The sequence below is a fragment of the Mesorhizobium sp. Root157 genome, from assembly GCF_001427385.1.
Taxonomy (GTDB): domain Bacteria; phylum Pseudomonadota; class Alphaproteobacteria; order Rhizobiales; family Rhizobiaceae; genus Mesorhizobium.
This window is the reverse complement of the sequence record NZ_LMGJ01000023.1, coordinates 20,224-39,827: the sequence shown is the minus strand read 5'-3', so window position 1 is coordinate 39,827 and position 19,604 is coordinate 20,224. Positions and strand designations below refer to the sequence as shown.

16 protein-coding genes are annotated in these 19,604 nt (G+C 60.3%); 12 read left to right on the top strand and 4 right to left on the bottom strand.

Going from position 1 to position 19,604, the window contains the following annotated elements; all coding sequences use genetic code 11:
- Positions 1 to 100 precede the first annotated feature (100 nt).
- Positions 101 to 1,027 (bottom strand): rhodanese-related sulfurtransferase, encoded by a 927-nt coding sequence (locus ASD64_RS12405; protein WP_056105516.1) that lies wholly within the window; start codon positions 1,025 to 1,027, stop codon positions 101 to 103.
- A gap of 182 nt (positions 1,028 to 1,209) precedes the next feature.
- Here ASD64_RS12405 and ASD64_RS12400 point away from each other — a divergent pair, with 182 nt between their 5' ends.
- Together ASD64_RS12400 and ASD64_RS12395 are read left to right on the top strand one after the other, a co-directional pair.
- Positions 1,210 to 2,082, top strand: a complete 873-nt coding sequence (locus ASD64_RS12400; RefSeq protein WP_056105933.1) for an N-acetylmuramidase domain-containing protein — start codon at positions 1,210 to 1,212, stop codon at positions 2,080 to 2,082.
- A 90-nt stretch (positions 2,083 to 2,172) separates the two neighbouring features.
- The gene (locus ASD64_RS12395; protein ID WP_056105515.1) at positions 2,173 to 2,811 is read left to right on the top strand and encodes a 2-dehydro-3-deoxy-phosphogluconate aldolase; all 639 of its coding nucleotides are present in this window, start codon (positions 2,173 to 2,175) and stop codon (positions 2,809 to 2,811) included.
- 82 nt (positions 2,812 to 2,893) lie between these two features.
- On the opposite strand, the gene ASD64_RS12390 is transcribed toward ASD64_RS12395, so the two are convergent.
- Both ASD64_RS12390 and ASD64_RS12385 read right to left on the bottom strand, forming a co-directional pair.
- On the bottom strand, positions 2,894 to 4,630 hold the full coding sequence (locus ASD64_RS12390) for a DUF882 domain-containing protein (RefSeq protein WP_244480787.1): 1,737 nt from the start codon (positions 4,628 to 4,630) through the stop codon (positions 2,894 to 2,896).
- A 310-nt stretch (positions 4,631 to 4,940) separates the two neighbouring features.
- Entirely contained in the window at positions 4,941 to 6,470 is a 1,530-nt protein-coding gene (locus ASD64_RS12385) for a sigma-54-dependent transcriptional regulator (RefSeq protein ID WP_056105514.1), read from the bottom strand.
- Positions 6,471 to 6,607: 137 nt separating this feature from the next.
- Here ASD64_RS12385 and ASD64_RS12380 point away from each other — a divergent pair, with 137 nt between their 5' ends.
- The 10 genes from ASD64_RS12380 to ASD64_RS12335 all read left to right on the top strand — a co-directional run bounded on the left by ASD64_RS12380 (position 6,608) and on the right by ASD64_RS12335 (position 18,555).
- A complete protein-coding gene (locus ASD64_RS12380; protein WP_056105513.1) occupies positions 6,608 to 8,443 on the top strand; it encodes a M3 family oligoendopeptidase in 1,836 nt (611 codons plus the stop codon).
- A gap of 265 nt (positions 8,444 to 8,708) precedes the next feature.
- Complete coding sequence (locus tag ASD64_RS12375; RefSeq protein ID WP_244480786.1) at positions 8,709 to 9,860, top strand: aminodeoxychorismate synthase component I; 1,152 nt, start codon at positions 8,709 to 8,711, stop codon at positions 9,858 to 9,860.
- On the top strand, positions 9,809 to 10,471 hold the full coding sequence (locus ASD64_RS12370) for an aminotransferase class IV family protein (RefSeq protein WP_056105511.1): 663 nt from the start codon (positions 9,809 to 9,811) through the stop codon (positions 10,469 to 10,471). Before ASD64_RS12375 ends, ASD64_RS12370 begins: the two co-directional genes overlap by 52 nt.
- A gap of 68 nt (positions 10,472 to 10,539) precedes the next feature.
- Positions 10,540 to 11,454, top strand: a complete 915-nt coding sequence (locus ASD64_RS12365) for a heme-dependent oxidative N-demethylase family protein (RefSeq protein WP_056105510.1) — start codon at positions 10,540 to 10,542, stop codon at positions 11,452 to 11,454.
- A gap of 224 nt (positions 11,455 to 11,678) precedes the next feature.
- Positions 11,679 to 13,124 carry a homospermidine synthase gene (locus ASD64_RS12360; RefSeq protein WP_056105509.1) on the top strand — a complete coding sequence of 482 codons (1,446 nt, stop codon included), beginning with the start codon at positions 11,679 to 11,681 and terminating at the stop codon, positions 13,122 to 13,124.
- Positions 13,125 to 13,203: 79 nt separating this feature from the next.
- Positions 13,204 to 13,581: a hypothetical protein gene (locus ASD64_RS12355; protein ID WP_056105508.1), complete on the top strand. Its 378-nt coding sequence runs from the start codon at positions 13,204 to 13,206 to the stop codon at positions 13,579 to 13,581.
- Positions 13,582 to 13,845: 264 nt separating this feature from the next.
- On the top strand, positions 13,846 to 15,783 hold the full coding sequence (locus tag ASD64_RS12350; protein ID WP_056105507.1) for a 5'-nucleotidase C-terminal domain-containing protein: 1,938 nt from the start codon (positions 13,846 to 13,848) through the stop codon (positions 15,781 to 15,783).
- A 123-nt stretch (positions 15,784 to 15,906) separates the two neighbouring features.
- A complete protein-coding gene (gene hemH / locus ASD64_RS12345; protein ID WP_056105506.1) occupies positions 15,907 to 16,971 on the top strand; it encodes a ferrochelatase in 1,065 nt (354 codons plus the stop codon).
- 144 nt (positions 16,972 to 17,115) lie between these two features.
- Positions 17,116 to 18,063 carry an SPFH domain-containing protein gene (locus ASD64_RS12340; protein ID WP_056105505.1) on the top strand — a complete coding sequence of 316 codons (948 nt, stop codon included), beginning with the start codon at positions 17,116 to 17,118 and terminating at the stop codon, positions 18,061 to 18,063.
- A gap of 24 nt (positions 18,064 to 18,087) precedes the next feature.
- Positions 18,088 to 18,555, top strand: coding sequence for an NfeD family protein (locus ASD64_RS12335; protein WP_056105504.1), 468 nt, complete (start codon positions 18,088 to 18,090; stop codon positions 18,553 to 18,555).
- Positions 18,556 to 18,592: 37 nt separating this feature from the next.
- On the opposite strand, the gene ASD64_RS12330 is transcribed toward ASD64_RS12335, so the two are convergent.
- Positions 18,593 to 19,597 carry a KpsF/GutQ family sugar-phosphate isomerase gene (locus tag ASD64_RS12330; RefSeq protein ID WP_056105503.1) on the bottom strand — a complete coding sequence of 335 codons (1,005 nt, stop codon included), beginning with the start codon at positions 19,595 to 19,597 and terminating at the stop codon, positions 18,593 to 18,595.
- Between the last annotated feature and the right edge of the window lie 7 nt (positions 19,598 to 19,604).

Below are 19,604 nucleotides of genomic sequence, written 5' to 3'. Positions count from 1 at the left end.
CTCCGCAGTTGGCCCGGCTGGGCACGTTTCCTGTGCCGGTGAGGTAGGGGCCGAACCTTGGCATTACAATGACGGGACAAACGTTTTGCCCGGCCGGTGCTTAACTCCCGATGTGGCCCCTGCCCCGCCGCTCAGCCAGTTCGACCTGGCGCTGGCGTTCCGCATAGCGGGCCCGATCGGCATCCGTTCGCTGATCGTGGCAATACGAACATGAAATGCCTGCCTGGTATTTGGCCGACGTTAAATCCTTCGACGTCAAGGGATGGCGACAGGCCCGGCATAGTTGCGCATCCCCTTCCGCCAGCCCATGCGAGACGGACACTCGCTCGTCGAAGACAAAGCATTCGCCCTGCCACCGGCTTTCAGCCGCCGGCACCTCCTCGAGATATTTAAGGATGCCGCCCTTGAGATGGAACACATCCTCAAAGCCCAGCGACTTCACGAACGCCGTCGCCTTCTCGCAGCGGATGCCCCCGGTGCAGAACATGGCGACCTTCTTGTTTTGGAGGTCGGCGCGATGTTCTTCTACCCAGCGCGGGAACTCGCGGAAGCTTGCCGTGCGTGGATCGACGGCACCCTCGAAGCTTCCCAGCGCCACTTCATAGTCGTTGCGCGTATCGATGACGATTGTATCAGGATCGGAAATCAGGGCGTTCCAATCACCGGCCGCAACATAGGTGCCGACGCTTTGCATCGGGTCGATGTCATCTACACCCATCGTGACGATTTCGCGTTTGAGACGCACCTTCATGCGATGGAACGGCATGTCGGCGGCGTGGCTGTACTTGACTTCGAGCCCGGCAAATTCAGGAACCGACTGAAGATGGGCAATCAGGTCGCCGATAGCCGCTTCGCCGCCCGCAACGGTGCCGTTGATGCCTTCGCGCGCAAGAAGAAGCGTGCCCTTGATGCCGCGCGCGCAACAGAATTCGTCCAGTGGCGCGCGCAAGCTTTCGAAGCGCTCCAACCGGCAAAAACGATAGAGTGCCGCAACGCGGAACAACTCTGGTGCGATGATTTCGTCCATGACGAATGCCCGTATCGCTTCAGAAGCGGGGATTCAAGCCGTGGGTTTTTCACTCTGCAGAAAAGAAATGCCGCACTTTTCCGTGCTTTAGTCCCGCCGAGGCGTCATGAGCGCGCAAAACCTATCCACATACGCAAGCTTTGCATGACACTAGCCGGGCAATGGGAGATTCGGTGCCAACCATGTTCAGCGAGAACGTCATCAACGAGATCAGGCAAGCCGCGCAGGAAGCCGGGCTGGAGCCGGCAGCACTGCTCGCCGTGACCGCCGTTGAGAGCGCCGGCCAGGTATTCGCGTTGGTCGAAGGCAGGCAGGAACCGCTGATCCGTTTCGAGGGCCATTACTTCGACCGCAGGCTGAGCGCAGACAAGCAGGCATTGGCGCGAGAACGCGGACTGGCTTCTCCCACCGCTGGCGCGGTCGCTAACCCTGGAATCCAGGCCGATCGCTGGAAAATGCTGAAGCAAGCAGCCGCGATCGACGCCAAGGCTGCCTATGAATCCGTGTCCTGGGGCCTCGGTCAAGTCATGGGCGCTCATTGGCAATGGCTGGGCTATGGCAGCGTGGAGGCTCTGGTCGACGAGGCTCGCTCCGGCGCGTTCGGCCAGGTAAGGCTGATGGTCAGATACATCGAAAAGGCAGGCTTGGTGGAGGCGTTGCGCAATCACGATTGGCAGGCCTTTGCCCATGGCTACAACGGGCCGGGTTACAAGAAAAACGCCTATGACGAGAAGATCGCCGACACTTATGGACACTACGCCACCGGCAAGCCATTGAAGGCCATAGCGCAATCCTCGCTGCTCCGGCCAGGGTCGCAGGGAGAGGCGGTGGCCGACCTCCAACGCCGGCTGACGGCGCTTGGCTATCCCTTGTCGGCCGATGGTATTTTCGGCCCCGCCACCTTGGCAGCCGTCGAGCGCTTTCAGGCAGATAACGGCCTCGACGCCGATGGTCTCGTCGGGAAAAGAACCGGCGAGGCAATCCAAACTGCCTTGGTGTCCGGTGGTTTCATCCGCCGCTTGTGGACATGGCTAAAGCGCTGGCTGGCAAGCTGACGCCCCACGGATAGCTTCACGTCTCGCAGCGTGGACACGCGGTATTGCATCTGTTAAATCGGTTGAATTATCAAATCCCGGAAGATCGTGATGCCGACCAAGACTGAGAAACTGCTCGCCCTGCTCAATGGTCAACCGGTAATTCCGGTGTTGAAGATCGCCGATATTGCCGACGCCGTGCCGTTGGCACGCGCCCTGGCGCGCGGCGGCCTGCCAGCCATCGAGATCACTTTGAGGACCGCCGCTGCGCTGGAAGCGATCCGACGTGTGGCCGGCGAGGTAGAGGAAGCCATTGTCGGCGCCGGCACCATCCTCGACAGGCAGCAGTTCAAGGATGCCGTATCGGCGGGGTCGAAATTCATCGTCAGCCCCGGCATCACACGCGAACTCATGATAACGGCGGATGATAGCGACGTTCCGTTTCTCCCGGGCGCCATTACGCCCGGCGAAATCATGACCGCGCGGCAGGCGGGCCTCGACTTCCTCAAGTTCTTTCCGGCCGAACAGGCTGGTGGCGCCGCCTTCCTGAAGGCCTTGGCCTCTCCGATCGCCGATGTGAAATTCTGCCCCACTGGCGGCGTCAGCGTGGCGAACGCCAAGGACTACCTGAGCCTGCCGAATGTCGTTTGTGTCGGCGGGTCATGGGTTGCACCCGACGATCTCGTCAGGGCAGGAAACTGGGCCCAGATCGAGGCATTGGCCCGCGAAGCAGCCGGATTTCGAAAATAGCAAACGCGGATAGTCCGCGAGCCTTGAAACAAAAAGGCCGCGCCTGTTGTCAGGCGCGGCCCTTGATTCACGCTTAACCCGACTACTTGGCCTGGAAGCGCGCCACCGACAGGAACTTCACTGCAGTGCCCGTGAAGCGGTTAGCATTGTTCATTTCGTCGCCGGACTGGAAACCGTTCGTATAGACTTCCGTCGGCGCGGTGCGAACAAGATTATACGCATAGCGCGGCGCCGTAGTGGCATCGGACACCTTGGCCACATAATCGTTGCTATGCAGAGCCCAACGCGCAAGCTTCGGCTCGGCGGCAATGATCTTCGTCTTTGGCTCCGGCTTCAGGTCTTGTTGCGTGGCGCGCGCTTCCTTGCGCGTCGTCTTGACGTTTCCGCCAATCGCTCCGGTCGGATCTGAAGGCATTTCAATCGCGGCTGTGCGCGGCGAAGCCTGGTCGATGGCCGGGTCGTTGAAGGCCGACCGTTCCAGCGACACTGCGGCAACCTGATACTCGTCGGCTGCAGTCTGCTCGAGCAACGTCTTTACCTCGTCATCCGGGCGGGTGGCCGGGAGCACCGAGAACGCGTCCGTCGCCGTCGTGCCTTGGCCGCTGTCAGCCAATGCCAATAGCGTCGAGCCCTTGTCCTGCTGCTGCGGCACGAGGGACGGCATCCCATGCTCGGGGCGCCAGGTCGGCAAGGGAACACCGCTCGCCGCGACGTCGTCCGAGGCCAGTTTGCTTGCCCCTTCGGTAGCCTGTGCAGCAGCGAAAGGAGCGTCCGCCGGCTCTTGCGCGAGAGAAGCTGTCTGAACCAAGCCGGCATCAGCCGTACCGAACGGCACGTTATCCGGCGAGACGGCGCCCACATCGGCCTTGGGCCGCGGTGCGAAGCCCGGCAGCGGGACACTGCGCGCCGGCAATGCCGCAATGATGGTTTCAGGCGTATCCTGCTTCGGAGCCGCTTCTTCTTCCGCCAGTTGAGGAACCTCGGCGCGGTTTGCGTCCTGCGGCGCCACGATCGCGATACCAGGAACGTTCTTTTTAGAAGAAGCAGTGACGACTGCCTTCTTGGGCGCCGGAGCGGCCGCTACGACATCGTTGTTGTCTTCTTCCTCGTCGGCGCCACCGCCGAAGAATGCTGCCAGGAGTCCACCGGATTTGCTGGTCGAACCGCCTGCACTGGCAAGGGCAATGGCTGGGGAACCAGAACTCTTTCGGGACTTATAGGAAGCAAGCGCCTGGTCGTAACCCGGCAACGGCTTGCCGTCGCTCGGAACATGCAGCGTCTTGCCGTTCGGGAAAACCCTGGCGAGTTCCTGACGGCTGATACCCGGCCAATGGCGGACGTTACCGACATCCATATGAACGAAGGGCGAACCGGAGGTCGGGTAATAGCCGACCCCGCCACCCTGCATCTGGAGACCGATATCACGCAGTTTCTTCAGCGGCACGCCGGAGATGTAGAAATCCATCGCCTTGCCGAGCATGTGCTGGCTCTTCTTGGCAACGCCGTTGCTGCGGCTGCGCAACATCGAGTTCGTTGCCGGTGCGCGATAGCCGCAGATGACGTTGATAAATCCGTTCGACCCACTGGCACGATAAGCTTCCCAGACCAGATCGAGCAGACGGGGGTCCATCTTGGTCGGCTCGTTGCGGCGCCAGTCGCGCAAAAACGCGTTCGCCTCGCGCAAGCCGGACTGATCGTATTTTCCGTTGCGCTTGAAGACGATTTCCGCCTTCTCCTTGGTATGCAGATTGTAAAGCTTGAGGGTCCGCACTTCCGCGCTTGCGGTCGTTGCCGAAGCGGCGAAAACACCAACGGCCAAAGCCGCTGCCGCCAGCCATTTTGGCCAGACGTTGTAAGATTGCCGCCCGTTTTTTTGTCGTTCGATTCTGTTCAAATCAAAAGGCCCTGCAGGCTGCCGTTTGTCCCCGGATTTGTCCAAACGGATGTGGAGAAGTCACATCCGAATATCGATCCTAATGGTTAATCATCGCTTATTGAAGTCGAAATGCGGTAACACAGTGGCGATATCCCGGCAAAAAATGCCCATGCATTTTCTTGGTAAACCACCCGTTTAATTTGCGTTAACAGGCTCTTAACGCAAAAAGCTAACCTCTGGCAAGCGCCGTATCCTAAGAGGCTATGCGCTCGGGGCGTCCGGTTTCGGGGTCGATGCCGTATTCCTTGAGCTTGCGGTACAGCGTCGAGCGGCCGATGCCGAGTCGGCGCGCCACTTCGCTCATCTGGCCATTGTAATGGTCAATGGCGAATTTGATCATCTCAAGTTCGACTGAGGCCAGAGGGCGCACGTTACCGCGTTCGTCCAGCGCTTGCAGCAACCCAAACGTGCTTTGCGCACGGCCTGCAACGCTTTCGCCATCCACCGCAATATCAGCGGCTTGCGCGAAACTATCGCGGCTTTCCACATCACCGTCTTTCTGTTCGGCAAGGGGTCGATCCAGATTGACTGTCCCCTCGACCTGGGCGCGGATTTGAGGGAACTCCTCCTCGGTCAGCACATCGTTTTCGCACAGCACGGAAGCGCGGAAGACCGCATTCTCCAATTGCCTGATGTTGCCTGGCCAATCATAAGCCTGAAGCAAAGCGAGTGCGTTTCTGGAAATGCCGCGCAGGCGTCGCTCTGGATCGGCAGGCGCCACCTTGTGCATGAAATGGTCGACCAGCAGGGGGATATCTTCCCCACGATCCCTGAGCGGGGGCACGAAAATCGGATAGACGTTCAGGCGATAGAAAAGGTCCTCGCGGAACTTGCCATCTTTAACCTGCTGCAGAAGGTTTCTGTGTGTCGCCGAGATGAGCCGGATATCGACCTTGACCGTCGCACGCCCGCCAACCGGATCGACCTCGCCATCCTGAACGGCGCGCAGAAGCTTCACCTGCACATCAAGAGGCAGGTCGCCGATTTCATCCAGAAACAGCGTGCCGCCATGCGCCTCGACGAACTTGCCCGTGTGCTTGTCGGTCGCGCCGGTGAACGAGCCCTTCTCGTGTCCGAACAGGATACTTTCGACCAGATTGTCCGGGATCGCGCCGCAATTGACGGTGACGAACGGACGCGAGCGGCGGCCGCTGGTGCCTTGGATTGCACGCGCCACCAGTTCCTTGCCGACGCCGGATTCCCCTTCGATCAAAATGGGAATGTGGGAGCTTGCGGCCTTCTGGCCGAGCCGGATGACCCGTTCCATGGTCGGGCTATGCGTCACAATATCCTTGAAGGTAAGGGAGCCACTGCTGCGTCGGGCCGAGCGCTTGACCTCGCCCTCCACCGCCTCGACCTTGAGTGCATTGGCGATAGCAGTTTGCAGACGGTCGGGAGAAGCGGGCTTGACCACGAAATCGAAGGCTCCGTGGCGCATGGCAAGGACCACGGTTTCGATGCCGCCTTGCGCGGTCTGAACGATCACAGGAATGGCGATGCCACGCTCGCGCATGGCCTTGAGCACGCCGATGCCGTCTAGGCCTGGCATCGACAGGTCCAGGATAACGACCGAGATGTCGCTCGCATTCGGCCCATCCATCGCCTGCAGGCCAGCTTCGCCGCCATCCGTGACAATCGCAGTGTGGCCGAATTTCACCACAGCCGCCTCGAGCAGCCTGCGCTGCACCGGATCGTCGTCGACTATGAGAATGGAACCTGTCATGAGTGCCCGAAATATCCGCCGTTAGTTTTCCCCTATGGATCATCTTGGCACAGGGTTCTAAATAAGGTTTCAAAAAAGCCGGTGAACGAAACCCTTACGATTTGACCGGTATTCAGCCCAGTTTGGAAGGTTTAGCGATGCGCACGGTTTCGGATCGACAGTTTGCGGCGGCATCTGCCGGGCAAGCCAGGAGTGGCCTTGGCGATCTGCCCGAATGGAACCTGTCGGATCTCTATACCGGCATGGACGCGCCCGAACTGAAGCACGATCTCGACAAGGCGGCCGCCGATGCGTTGGCTTTCGAAGCCCGGTGGAAGGGCACGCTGGCCATCGAGGCCAGTCGCGAGGGCGCGGGCGAGCTCGGCCAGGCAATGCGGGAATACGAGGCATTGGAGGAACTGGTCGGGCGCATCGTCTCCTATGCCGGACTGGTCTACGCCGGCGACACCTCCGATCCGAAACGCGCCAAACTCTACGGTGACATCCAGGAAAAGATGACCGATGCCAGCGCGCATCTTTTGTTTTTTGCGCTGGAGTTGAACCAGATCGATGACGGCACCATCGAGAAGGCACTGGCCACGGATGCCACTTTCGACCACTACCGGCCCTGGGTCCTCGACCTCAGGAAAGACAAGCCCCACCAGCTCGAAGACCGCATAGAACAACTCTTCCATGAGAAGTCTATTACCGGGCGGGGCGCCTGGAACCGCCTGTTCGACGAAACGATGACGGATCTGCGCTTCGACATCGACGGCGAAGCCCTCACTCTGGAACCAACCCTCAACCGGCTCCAGCATGCGGATGGCGACGTGCGGCGCAAGGCGTCGGAGGCCTTGGCCGCCACGTTTTCGGAGAACCTGCGAACCTTCACCCTGATCACCAACACGCTGGCCAAGGACAAGGAGATTTCCGACCGCTGGCGCGGCTTCGACGATATCGCTGATTCACGCCACCTCGCCAATCGCGTCGAGCGCGACGTGGTGGATGCGTTGGCGAGCGCCGTGCGCGAAGCCTACCCGCGCCTGTCGCATCGCTACTACGCCATGAAGGCGCGTTGGCTCGGCATGGAGGTGATGAACCATTGGGACCGCAACGCACCCTTGCCGGAAACTCCGCAAGCGACCATCGAATGGCGCGATGCGAAGGACACGGTGCTTACCGCCTATAACCGCTTCTCGCCGCAGATGGCCGACATCGCCCGTACCTTCTTCGACCGCAACTGGATCGACGCGCCGGTCAGGCCGGGCAAGTCGCCGGGCGCTTTCGCACACCCGACCGTGCCCTCGGTTCATCCCTATGTGCTGCTCAACTATATGGGCAAGCCACGCGACGTGATGACGCTTGCCCACGAACTTGGCCACGGCGTGCACCAGGTGCTGGCAGGAGGCCAGGGCACGCTGATGGCCTCGACACCATTGACGCTGGCCGAGACCGCATCCGTATTCGGCGAAATGCTCACTTTCCGCTCGCTGCTTGACCAGACAAGCGACCGTCGCGAGCGCAAGGCGATGCTGGCCCAGAAAGTCGAGGACATGATCAACACGGTCGTGCGCCAGATCGCGTTCTACGAGTTCGAACGCAAGGTCCACACCGAACGCAAGAACGGCGAACTCACCTCCGACCAGCTTGGCAAGTTCTGGCTTGAGGTTCAGGCTGAAAGCCTCGGCCCGGCGATCAAGCTGCGCGACGGCTATGAAACCTTCTGGACCTACATTCCGCACTTCATCCACTCGCCGTTTTATGTCTATGCCTATGCCTTCGGCGATTGCCTGGTGAACTCGCTCTACGCAGTCTATCAAAATGCTGAACGTGGCTTTCAGGAGAAGTATTTCGACATGCTGCGCGCCGGTGGCACCAAGCACCATTCGGAATTGCTGGAGCCATTTGGCCTCGATGCAACCGATCCCGCCTTCTGGCAGATTGGCCTAGGCATCATCGGCAACCTTATCGACGAACTGGAAGCGCTGAACTAGGACCAATCGACATTCAGGGTTTGGAGCGTGGTATGATTGCCCACCGTCGAGGCTTCGCGACGTGGAAATGGGCGATTTTGGCCATATCCCTGCGGGACGCAGCGGATTTCAGCCCCGACTGCGTCGAAAATGCTAGACGGTGGTCGACACCGCCTTGCGCTTTTCTCCTTGTCAGGACCGAAATCCGGCTCGCGCCACGCCCGAAACCTGAATGTCGATTGGTCCTAAAGAACGGCCTTCTCGGCAATATCGTTGGTGCTCTCAATTGCTCGCTTCCCCCTTCGCCCTTTTTCGTGACGACCTCGCCGGGCGCGAGGTCCTGTTCGAACGGCCTTCGGCCATCATTGCGCCGACGCAGGCCAGTGAGTTCGAAGCGGCATGGGCCGAAGTTCACAAGGCCCACGAAGCCGGGAAATGGCTTGCCGGCTATTTCTCCTATGAGGCAGGCTACCTGCTCGAACCCAAGCTGGTGCCGCTTTTGCCAGAGGGCAGGCGAGTGCCGTTGTTCTGCCTCGGCGTGTTCGAGCGGCCGTCCGAACAGGTCGCCACCCAACAAGACAACGCCGCCACCAACGGTCCGATTTTCGACGCCAGGGCTAACTGGTCGTTCGACGACTACCGCCCCAGGTTCGATCGATTGCACCGCCACATCCGCGAAGGCGACTGCTATCAGGGCAACCTGACCTTCCGGGTCGATGCCCACTGGTCGGGCGCCCCGCTGGCCGCCTTCAATGCCCTGACAGAGCGCCAACCGGTCAGGTATGGAGCCCTGGTCTCGCTTGGAAACGGCCCGGTCGTGCTGTCGCGTTCGCCCGAACTGTTCTTCGAAGTCACCCGCGACGGCATCATCGAAACGCATCCGATGAAAGGCACGGCACCGCGCGGTGCGACGGTCGAGGAAGATCGAAAACTCAAGGAATTTCTGCGCAACGACGAGAAAAACCAGGCCGAGAACAGGATGATCGTCGACCTGCTGCGCAACGATATTTCCTTGATCAGCGAAGTTGGCAGCCTCGACGTCCCTGAACTGTTTCGCATCGAAAGCTATCCGACCGTGCACCAGATGGTGAGCCGGGTGCAGGCCAAGCTTCTGCCCGGCCTGACCATCCGGCAGATATTCGCGGCCCTGTTTCCCTGCGGTTCCATCACCGGCGCACCCAAGATCCGCGCCATGGAAGTGCTGCACGACCTGGAAAGCGGACCGCGCAACGTCTATTGCGGCGCCATCGGCTGGGTCGCTCCTGGCGGGACGATGCGTTTCTCGGTCGCCATCCGCACCATATCTCTCTACCCGGACGGCGAAGCCGTCTACAATGTCGGCGGCGGTGTCGTGTTCGATTCCACGGCGGAAGAGGAGTACAAGGAGTGTCTGCTCAAAGCGCGCTTCGCGACGGGAATGCCGCCAACTTCGACCTGATCGAAACGCTGCGCTGGGAGCCCGACACCGGCTTCGTACGGCTGGAACGGCATCTGGCGCGCCTCTACAGTTCGGCCGCCACCCTTGGCTTCGCATGCGAGCCAAGCGATGTCGGGCAAGCGCTCGGCAAGGCGGTTGCGGATGCCGCGTCCCCCCAGCGCGTGCGCCTCGTCCTGACAAGGAACGGAACTGCCGAAGCTGCGGTGCAACCATTCGTACCGCTCGCCGCCAACAAGATCTGGCGCCTGCGCTTCGCCCGCGTACGGCTCGATTCGACGGACACGCTGCTCGCTCACAAGACCACACGCCGCGAGGTCTATGTCCGGGCACGAGCAGAACACCTAGTCACACAGGCCGATGAAATCCTGCTGATGAACGAGCGTGGCGAAGCCTGCGAGGGCACCATCACCAACCTGTTCGCCGATTTTGGTGACGGCCTGCTCACGACCCCTCGCCTCGACTGCGGTCTTTTGCCGGGCATTCTGCGTCGAGAACTGCTCGAACAAGGCCGTGCCGTCGAGGCGGTCATTTCCTACGACGCCTTGAAAACCGCCAGAACAATCTTCGTCGGCAACTCATTGCGCGGGCTGATCCCGGCCAAACTGGCCTAAGCGTCATCGATTGCGGCGATGGGCTACCCTTGCTATCGACGTAACCATCAACAATCGCAGGAAACGCCTTGGCATCAAGCCCGGCCCACACGCCCTATGACGGCTCGTCAAAGCTCTTTGCCATCGGGCTGAAACCGCTTGATCTCAATGAATGGATCGAGGTCGACGATACGTTCGATTTTCATCTGGGCGAAAAGCGGCGCATTCATGCGGAATATGGTCCCACTGTCTTTGTCGAGGAACCGGACACAAAAGCTGCGCAGGCGGAAGTCCTCTCCCTGCTGATCGACCACCTGCCTGTCCGCTACCCGTGGCATTACAGCGTCGATGGCAAGAGCATCGTCGTTGCCGGGCAGCCCAAAATCCCCGCCGATCTGCCGCCGCTCCACATTGCCTCGCTGCTGGTGCAGGAAGACCTGATCCTGATGCGCAAGAGTGCCGAAGGATGGCGGCTCGTCGCGGGCGCACTGTGCTTCCCCTCGTCATGGTCGCTCACCGAAAAATTCGGCAAGACGATGCAGGACATCCACATTCCCGTACCGGACTTCGGACCGGGTACGCGCATAGCCGGCCTGATCGAGCGCATCTTCGACAGCCTCGCCGTGGAACAACCGGTAGAACGCTACAACTGGTCGATCCAGGCCGGTGACGCTCTCTATCATCCGCTGTCGGATGAACAGCGCATCGACCGCGCCACGATGCGCCCCTCCCGCTTCACGGACAACGATATCAACGCCAGCGCCTTCATCCGGGTCGAGCGGCAAACGCTGAGGAAGCTGCCCGTTTCCGGCGATATCCTCTTCACCATACGCATCTTTCTGGACCCTCTGGCCGTTCTCGCGCGACATGACGACCGCAAGCGCATCGCGACCTCCTTCGCGGCACAACTGGCTGCACTCGACGAAGCACAGCTTGACTACAAGGGGCTGACAGGGGACCGCGGCCGGCTGATCGCCGCATTGGAGCGCATTGCCGCCCTTTGATTTTGAGCCGAAGACCCCATCGGGAAAGCCATATTGACCGAGATTCGGACAAGCCATCGATCGATAAAGTCAAATAATTATAATGGCTTATCTGGAATTCCTGGCCGTCGGCGCTTCCGCTTGGCATCAATCGCGCTAGTATATGACATCAAACTATGATTTAGCGCGCCGCTTGCGCGGCAGTGCTGCCGGTAACATTTGGCGTGAAGGGAGTTTGCACAAGAATGGCGAATGAAAAGTGGCCGATCCACGGTGAGATAACAGGTCCCATTGTCATGATTGGCTTCGGCTCGATCGGACGCGGGACATTGCCGCTCATCGAGCGTCATTTCAAATTCGACAAATCGCGGATGACCGTCATCGATCCGGACGACGCCAATCGCAAGCTGCTCGACGAGCGCAACATCGCCTTTGTGCAAGAGGCGGTGACGAAGAGGAATTACAAGGAACTGCTCACACCGCTGCTGACCAAGGGCGGCGGACAAGGTTTCTGCGTCAACCTGTCGGTCGATACCGGATCGGTCGATCTGATGCGGCTGTGCCGCGAACTCGGCGTTCTGTACGTTGATACGGTCATTGAGCCATGGCTCGGTTTCTACTTCGACACCGACGCGGACAACGCCTCGCGCACCAACTACGCCTTGCGCGAATCGCTGCTTAAGGAAAAGCACAAGCATCCGGGCGGCACCACCGCCGTATCCACCTGCGGGGCCAATCCCGGCATGGTTTCATGGCTTGTCAAACAGGCTCTGGTGAACCTTGCCACCGATCTCGGCCTGAAGTTCACACAGCCCGCCCAGCACGACCGCGACGCATGGGCAAAGCTGATGCAGGACGCCGGCGTCAAGGGCATCCACATTGCCGAGCGCGACACGCAGCGTGCAAAAAACCCGAAGCCGCTCGACGTGTTCTGGAACACCTGGTCTGTGGAAGGTTTCATCTCGGAGGGCTTGCAGCCGGCGGAACTCGGCTGGGGTACGCACGAGAAGTGGATTCCGAAGAACGCCAAGGGCCACAAGGGCGGCAGCGAGGCCGGCATCTATCTGGAACAGCCCGGCGCCAACACCCGCGTGCGCAGTTGGTGCCCGACGCCCGGCCCGCAATACGGTTTTCTGGTCACCCACAACGAGGCGATCTCGATCGCCGACTTCTTCACCGTGCGCGGCAAGAAGGGCAAGCTGCATTATCGCCCGACCTGCCACTATGCCTATCATCCCTGCAACGATGCAGTTCTGTCGATGCACGAAATGTTCGGTGCCGCCGGCAAACCGCAATCAGTGCATCACGTCCTCGACGAAGACGAACTGGTTGACGGCATCGACGAGCTTGGCGTGCTGCTCTACGGTCACGACAGGAACGCCTACTGGTACGGCTCGCAGTTGTCGCTGGCCGAGGCGCGAAAGCTGGCACCCTATCAAAACGCCACCGGCCTCCAGGTTACCTCGGCGGTCCTTTCCGGCATGGTGTGGGCCCTCGAAAACCCTGACGCCGGCATCGTCGAGGCCGACGAAATGGACTACCGCCGCTGCCTTGAAGTGCAGTCCCCTTACCTGGGACCAGTCAAGGGTTACTACACGGACTGGACACCGCTCGACAATCGTCCGGGCTTGTTCCCGGAAGACATCGACCGCAAGAATCCGTGGCAATTCCGCAACATACTGGTCCGATAGCGTAGTTGCTACCTCGCCCGCACACCTTGCAATCGCCCGGAAATCGGGCGATTGAAAGGGGCGGACCGAGGAGAAGCACATGGATATCGCGCGCAAAATTCTTTCAGCCAGCTTGGGCGTGGCAGCCAGCTTCGCGCTCGCCGCCTGCACAACCAGTGGCCCGCCGGCTCCGCCGCTAGCGGCCGCGCCTACCGGTGTCGAGGGTTCCTGGATCGACGCTCAGGGGACCGGTCTTTCGACGTTCAACGCGGGCACCTTCCAGACGGTGGCGACCGACACCGGCCAGAAGTTGTCGGATGGATCCTACACAATGACCGGGCCGACCTCGGTCGAAATCAACGGCACCTCGCTGATCCGCCAGTCGCCGATCAGCTTCAACTGCCTGATGATTTCCACCAGCCAGCTTAATTGCACCAGCGCCGCCGGCCAGAACTTCGTTCTGACGCGACGCGCCTAAGCAATATCCGCGGTGACGGGGTGCACCTGATGGCGCCCCGGCTGCCGCATACACTGACAGGGTCTAGCGACCCCGATTCCCGAAGACCGACTTGAGCAGTCCCAACGGATGCCTGTTTACGGCGTGCGGGGCACAATCGATTCCGCTTGCAACCAAAAATCGGCAATGTGAACATGCGGAGCGCCGACTGTTATATTGCAGTCAAGGAAGGCGGCCAGGATCGGAACCTCAGCGCCTTTGGCCAAGTCCATTCGGGAGAGCATCATGAAAAAATTCGTTGCCATTGCCGCCTTGTCGGCATCCACGCTCGGCTTGTCGGCCGGGGCTTCGTTTGCCGACTACACGCTCAACATTCTCCACATCAACGACTGGCACAGCCGCATCGAATCCAACAACAAATTCGAATCCACATGTTCGGCCGAGGAAGAAACCAAGGGCGAGTGCATCGGAGGCGCAGCACGCCTCGTCACGGCGATTGCCGAGCAACGCAAGAAACTCGAAGGGCAGAATGTGATTCTGCTGAACGGTGGCGACAACTTCCAGGGCTCGCTGTTCTACACGACGTACAAGGGCAAGGCCGAGGCCGAATTCCTCAACCTGATGAAATTCGACGCCATGACCGTCGGCAACCATGAATTCGATGACGGCGAAGACGCGCTGGCGCCATTCCTCGACGTCATCAAGTTCCCGGTGCTGAGCGCCAACGTTCAGGCGAGCGCCGCCGCCAAGGTCGGGGACCGCATCAAGCCTTCGGTCGTGCTTGAAATAGGCGGCCAGAAGATCGGCATAGTCGGTGCGGTCACCACGGAGACCCCGGAGATTGCGTCGCCCGGCCCGAATATCACCATCGAAGACGACGTGAAGACCATCACGGCCGAAGTCGAGAAACTGAAAGCCGAAGGCGTCAACAAGATCATTGCGCTGACCCATGTCGGCTATCCGCGCGACAAGGAAATGATCGCCAGGATTCCCGGCGTCGACGTCGTGGTCGGTGGCCACACGCATTCGCTTCTATCGAACACCGACGACAAGGCCGAAGGCCCGTATCCGACGATGGTCGACAACCCTGACGACTACAAGGTACCGGTCACCCAGGCCGCCTCCTATTCCAAATATCTTGGTGAGTTCAAGGTGGTGTTCGACGACAATGGCGTCGTCAAGGAAGCTTCGGGCGACCCCATCTATCTCGACAAGTCGATCACCCCCGACCAGGCAGTGCTTGACCGTATCAAGGAACTCGGCGCCCCCATCGAAGAACTGAAAGGCAAGCTTGTCGGCGAGAGCACCGCGCCCATCGACGGCAGCCGTGAAGCCTGCCGCGCCCGCGAATGCGAAATGGGCAACCTTGTTTCGGATGCGGTTCTCGATCGCGTCAAGGATCAGGGCGTAACCATCGTCTTCACCAATGGCGGTGGTCTGCGCGCCTCGATCGACCAGGGGCCGGTGACCATGGGCGAAGTGCTGGGCGTCCTCCCCTTCCAGAACACCATCGCAACCTTCCAGATCGGCGGCAAGGACATCGTTGCGGCGCTTGAGAACGGCGTCAGCCAGCTTGAGGACGGCGCCGGTCGCTTCGCGCAAGTTGCGGGATTGAAATATTCCTTCGACAAGTCGGCTGCCCCGGAAAGCCGGATCAAGTCCGTTGAAGTGATGGACAACGGCAACTGGGTGCCGATCGACCCCAGCAAGGACTATCTGGTCGCCTCCAATAACTACGTGCGGCAGGGTGGTGACGGCTACAAGATTTTCGCCGACAACGCCAAGAACGCCTATGACTACGGTCCGGGTCTGGAACAGGTCGTGGCCGACTACCTGGGCGCGCACAATCCCTATACGCCGAAGCTTGAAGGCCGCATCACCGAGGCGGCGGCAGGGCAGCCGGCTGCAGCCCCCGCAGAAGAGACGGCAAAACCGGCCGAACCGGCAGAGGCTGAAACGAAGTTGCCGGAACTGCCGTCTGCATCCGGCAACATAGCGGCAACACCACCGACGATCTCAACCGAGACCACGCCAGCGGCCCCCGCCGCCGAGCAGACCGGCGAAACGAGCCATGTCATCGTTGCGGGTGACACTCTTTGGGACCTTGCGGTCAAGATCTATGGCGACGGAGCCAACTGGCGGGCGATCGCCGAAGCCAATTCGGCCTACAAACCGCGTCAGCTTCCCATCGGCGGCACCTTGCAAATCCCCGCAGCGAACTAAAACTGCGGGGGCAGTCGTTACCGGCATGGCCGGTGACGATAAGTTGAAGCAAGGTGCGGCCACAAGCTGCATTGCATCCACGCGCCGTACGGTTACGTTTGCGGCGCGTGGAGAACCGACCGTATGACCCTTTCCGAACCGACCAAAACCAGGCGCGCAAACAACCCGAACCCGGCTGGAACTGCACCGCCCTCCGGCAAGGCGGCCAAGGTAGGCGTGATGCTTGTCAACCTCGGCACGCCGGACGGCACCGATTTCAAGCCAATGTGGCGTTACCTCAGGGAATTTCTGTCCGATCCGCGCGTCATCGAGTTGAACAGGCTGATCTGGTATCCGATCCTCTACGGCCCGGTGCTCACCTTCCGCCCGAGCAAATCCGGGGCGAACTACGCCAGGATATGGAATCGGGAGCGCAATGAATCTCCGCTCCACACCTTCACCCGCTCGCAAAGCGAGAAGCTAGCGGCGTCGCTCCACGATCTCCCCAATGTCACGGTGGATTGGGCAATGCGCTACGGCAATCCTTCCACCGGTAGCGTCGCACGCAAGCTGGTCGAGCGCGGCTGCGACCGCATTCTGACCTTTCCGCTCTATCCGCAATATTCGGCAACGACCACGGCAACCGCCAACGACCAGCTCTTCCGTGCGCTGATGAAAATGCGCCGCTCGCCAGCCGTCCGCACCGTGCCGCCCTATTATGACGAACCTGTCTACATCGATGCCTTGGCCGCATCTGTCACCAGACACCTGGCGTCGCTGGACTTCGAGCCGGAAAGGATCCTTGCCTCGTATCACGGCATCCCGAAACCCTATTCGGACAAGGGTGACCCCTATCGCCGGCATTGCCTGGAAACGACGCGGCTGCTGCGCGAAAAGCTCGGCTGGAGCGAAGAAAAACTCATGACCACCTTCCAGTCGCGTTTCGGCGCGCAGGAGTGGCTGCAGCCCTACACCGACAAGACCGTCGAGAAGCTTGCCCATGAGGGCGTCAAACGGATCGCCGTCATCAATCCCGGCTTCTCCTCGGATTGCATTGAGACGCTGGACGAAATCGAACGTGAGGTCCGCGATGAATTTCTTGCAGCCGGCGGCGAAAAATTTTCGCACATCCCTTGCCTGAACGACAGTGCAGAAGGCATGGGCGTGATCGAGGCTTTGGCTAGGCGGGAACTGTCCGGCTGGGTTTGACAACGACCACCATTGCCTTCGAAACGGGCGGACGCACCATCAGCCGCAATCGATGACGTGATTGTAACGATGAGGAAACGCCCTTAAGTGTTTCTGTGATGCAGCGTCACAGGCGGTCAGGCCGTCTATTCGAGGGGAAAGCAAATGGCATTCACTGGTCTCGATGTGGTCATACCGGTCCTTGTCGTTCTCGTGCTTTTGGTGCTGTTCACCGGCATCAAGACGGTTTCGCAAGGCTACAACTATACGGTCGAGCGTTTCGGCCGCTACACCAAGACGCTGACGCCCGGCCTCAACCTCATCGTTCCATTCGTCGATCGCATCGGCGCCAAGATGAACATGATGGAACAGGTGCTGGATGTACCGACACAAGAAATCATCACTCGTGACAACGCCATTGTGGCCGTCGACGGTGTCGCCTTCTATCAGGTGCTGAACGCGCCGCAGGCAGCCTATCAGGTCGCCGGCCTGCAGAATGCCATCCTCAACCTGACCATGACCAACATCCGCACGGTCATGGGTTCGATGGATCTGGACGAGTTGCTATCCAATCGCGACGCCATCAACGAGCGCTTGCTGCGTGTCGTCGATGAGGCCGCCCACCCCTGGGGCATCAAGGTAACGCGTGTCGAGATCAAGGACATCAACCCGCCGGCCAATCTGGTGGAATCGATGGCCAGGCAGATGATGGCTGAACGCACCAAGCGCGCCCAGATTCTCGAAGCGGAAGGCCTCAAGCAGTCGCAAATTCTTGAAGCCGAAGGTCGCCGAGAAGCAGCCTTTCGAGACGCCGAGGCGCGCGAGCGCGCGGCAGAAGCCGAAGCCCGGGCAACGCAAGTTGTATCGGAAGCCATTTCCAAGGGCGACGTTCAGGCATTGAACTACTTCGTCGCACAGAAATACACCGAAGCTCTGGCCAAGATCGGTTCGGCCAGCAACTCCAAGGTGGTGCTGATGCCTATGGAGGCGTCCTCGCTTATCGGTACGCTTGGCGGAATCGGAGAGATTGCCAAGGAAGTCTTCGGGAGCGACGGCGGCAAGCAGTCACGCCAATCCACCCGACCGCCAGTGGTTCGCTCCACCGAAAGCTGAAGGCAATGGGGTAAGGCAGCAACCATGCTTGAGCGCATCTTCCACGAACTCGGCCCCTGGAACTGGATGGTCATCGGCTTCATCCTGCTGGTGCTTGAAATCATGGTGCCGGGCGTCTTCCTGCTCTGGATCGGCATCGCCGCGCTGATCACCGGCATCGTCTCGCTGCTTATCTGGGATGTCGGCTTCTGGGTGTGGCAGGCACAGGTCGTCGTCTTTCTGATGCTGTCGCTGATTTGCGCCTATATCGGCAAGCAGATCGTCTGGTCGCGGCGGCAGGACACCGATCAGCCTATGCTCAACCAGCGCGGCGAACAGATGATCGGCCGCACCGCCACCTTGACCGAGCCGATCCGGGAAGGCCGCGGGCGTATCCAGCTTGGCGACACGTTGTGGCGTGTTTCAGGGCCGGACTTGCCAATAGGTGCCCGCGTACGGGTGACCGGAGCAACCGCGACCGATCTGGAATTGACCGTCGAGGCGATCCAGTAGGCCCTTTGGCGGCCAAGCAAGCGGAAATAGCTGCAGATCAGGCAGCGCCGATGCGCAACAGGTCGTGCAGGTGCACGAGGCCGACCGGGCGATCGTTCTCCACCACCATCAAAGTCGTGATGGCCGATGAATTGAGGATTTGAAGCGCTGTCGCGGCGAGCGTCTCCGGACCGATTGTCTTGGGGTTCTTTGTCATCACCTGATCGACGCTCATGGCCAACAGGTCGCCGTCGATCTTGCGCCTGATATCACCATCGGTGATGATGCCGGCCAAAGCGCCGTCATGAGACGCAATCGCCACGCAGCCGAAACCTTTCTCCGACATTTCCAGGATTGCGTCGCGCATACCCGTGCCGGACTGCACAAGCGGAAGTCTGCCGCCGGTGTGCATGATGTCGCGGATTTTTGTCAGATTGGCACCAAGTTGCCCGCCGGGATGGAATGTGCGGAAATGATCGGGCGTAAAGCCCCGCGCCTCAAGCAGCGCAATCGCCAATGCGTCGCCGATGACCAGTTGCAACAGCGTAGAAGTTGTCGGCGCCAATCCGTGCGGGCAGGCTTCGGACACGCGCGGCAACAGCAGGACCACGTCCGCTTCGCGGGCGAGCGCCGATTTCTGCCCCGCCGTAATAGCTATCAGCGGGATCGAGAAGCGGCGTGAATAAGCGATGATGCCCTTCAGCTCTGCCGTTTCGCCCGACCACGACAGGGCGATGATGGCATCATCGGGCGCAATCATGCCGAGATCGCCGTGGTTGGCCTCGGAGGGATGCACGAAAAAGGCAGGCGTTCCGGTCGAAGCCAGCGTCGCCGCGATCTTCGAACCAATATGGCCGCTCTTGCCGACACCGGTGACGATTACTCGCCCGCTGATGCCCGATATCATCTCCACAGCTTCAGCAAACGGTGAGGCCAGCCCGTCTTGCAGAACCTCGACCAACGCTTCAAGGCCAGCCTGGCTTGTGGATACGGTTCTAAGAGCCGATGCGATCGAAGCTTGACGATCCGGCTGCTGTTTTTTGGTGGATATGCCCGCGCTCATGGTCGAT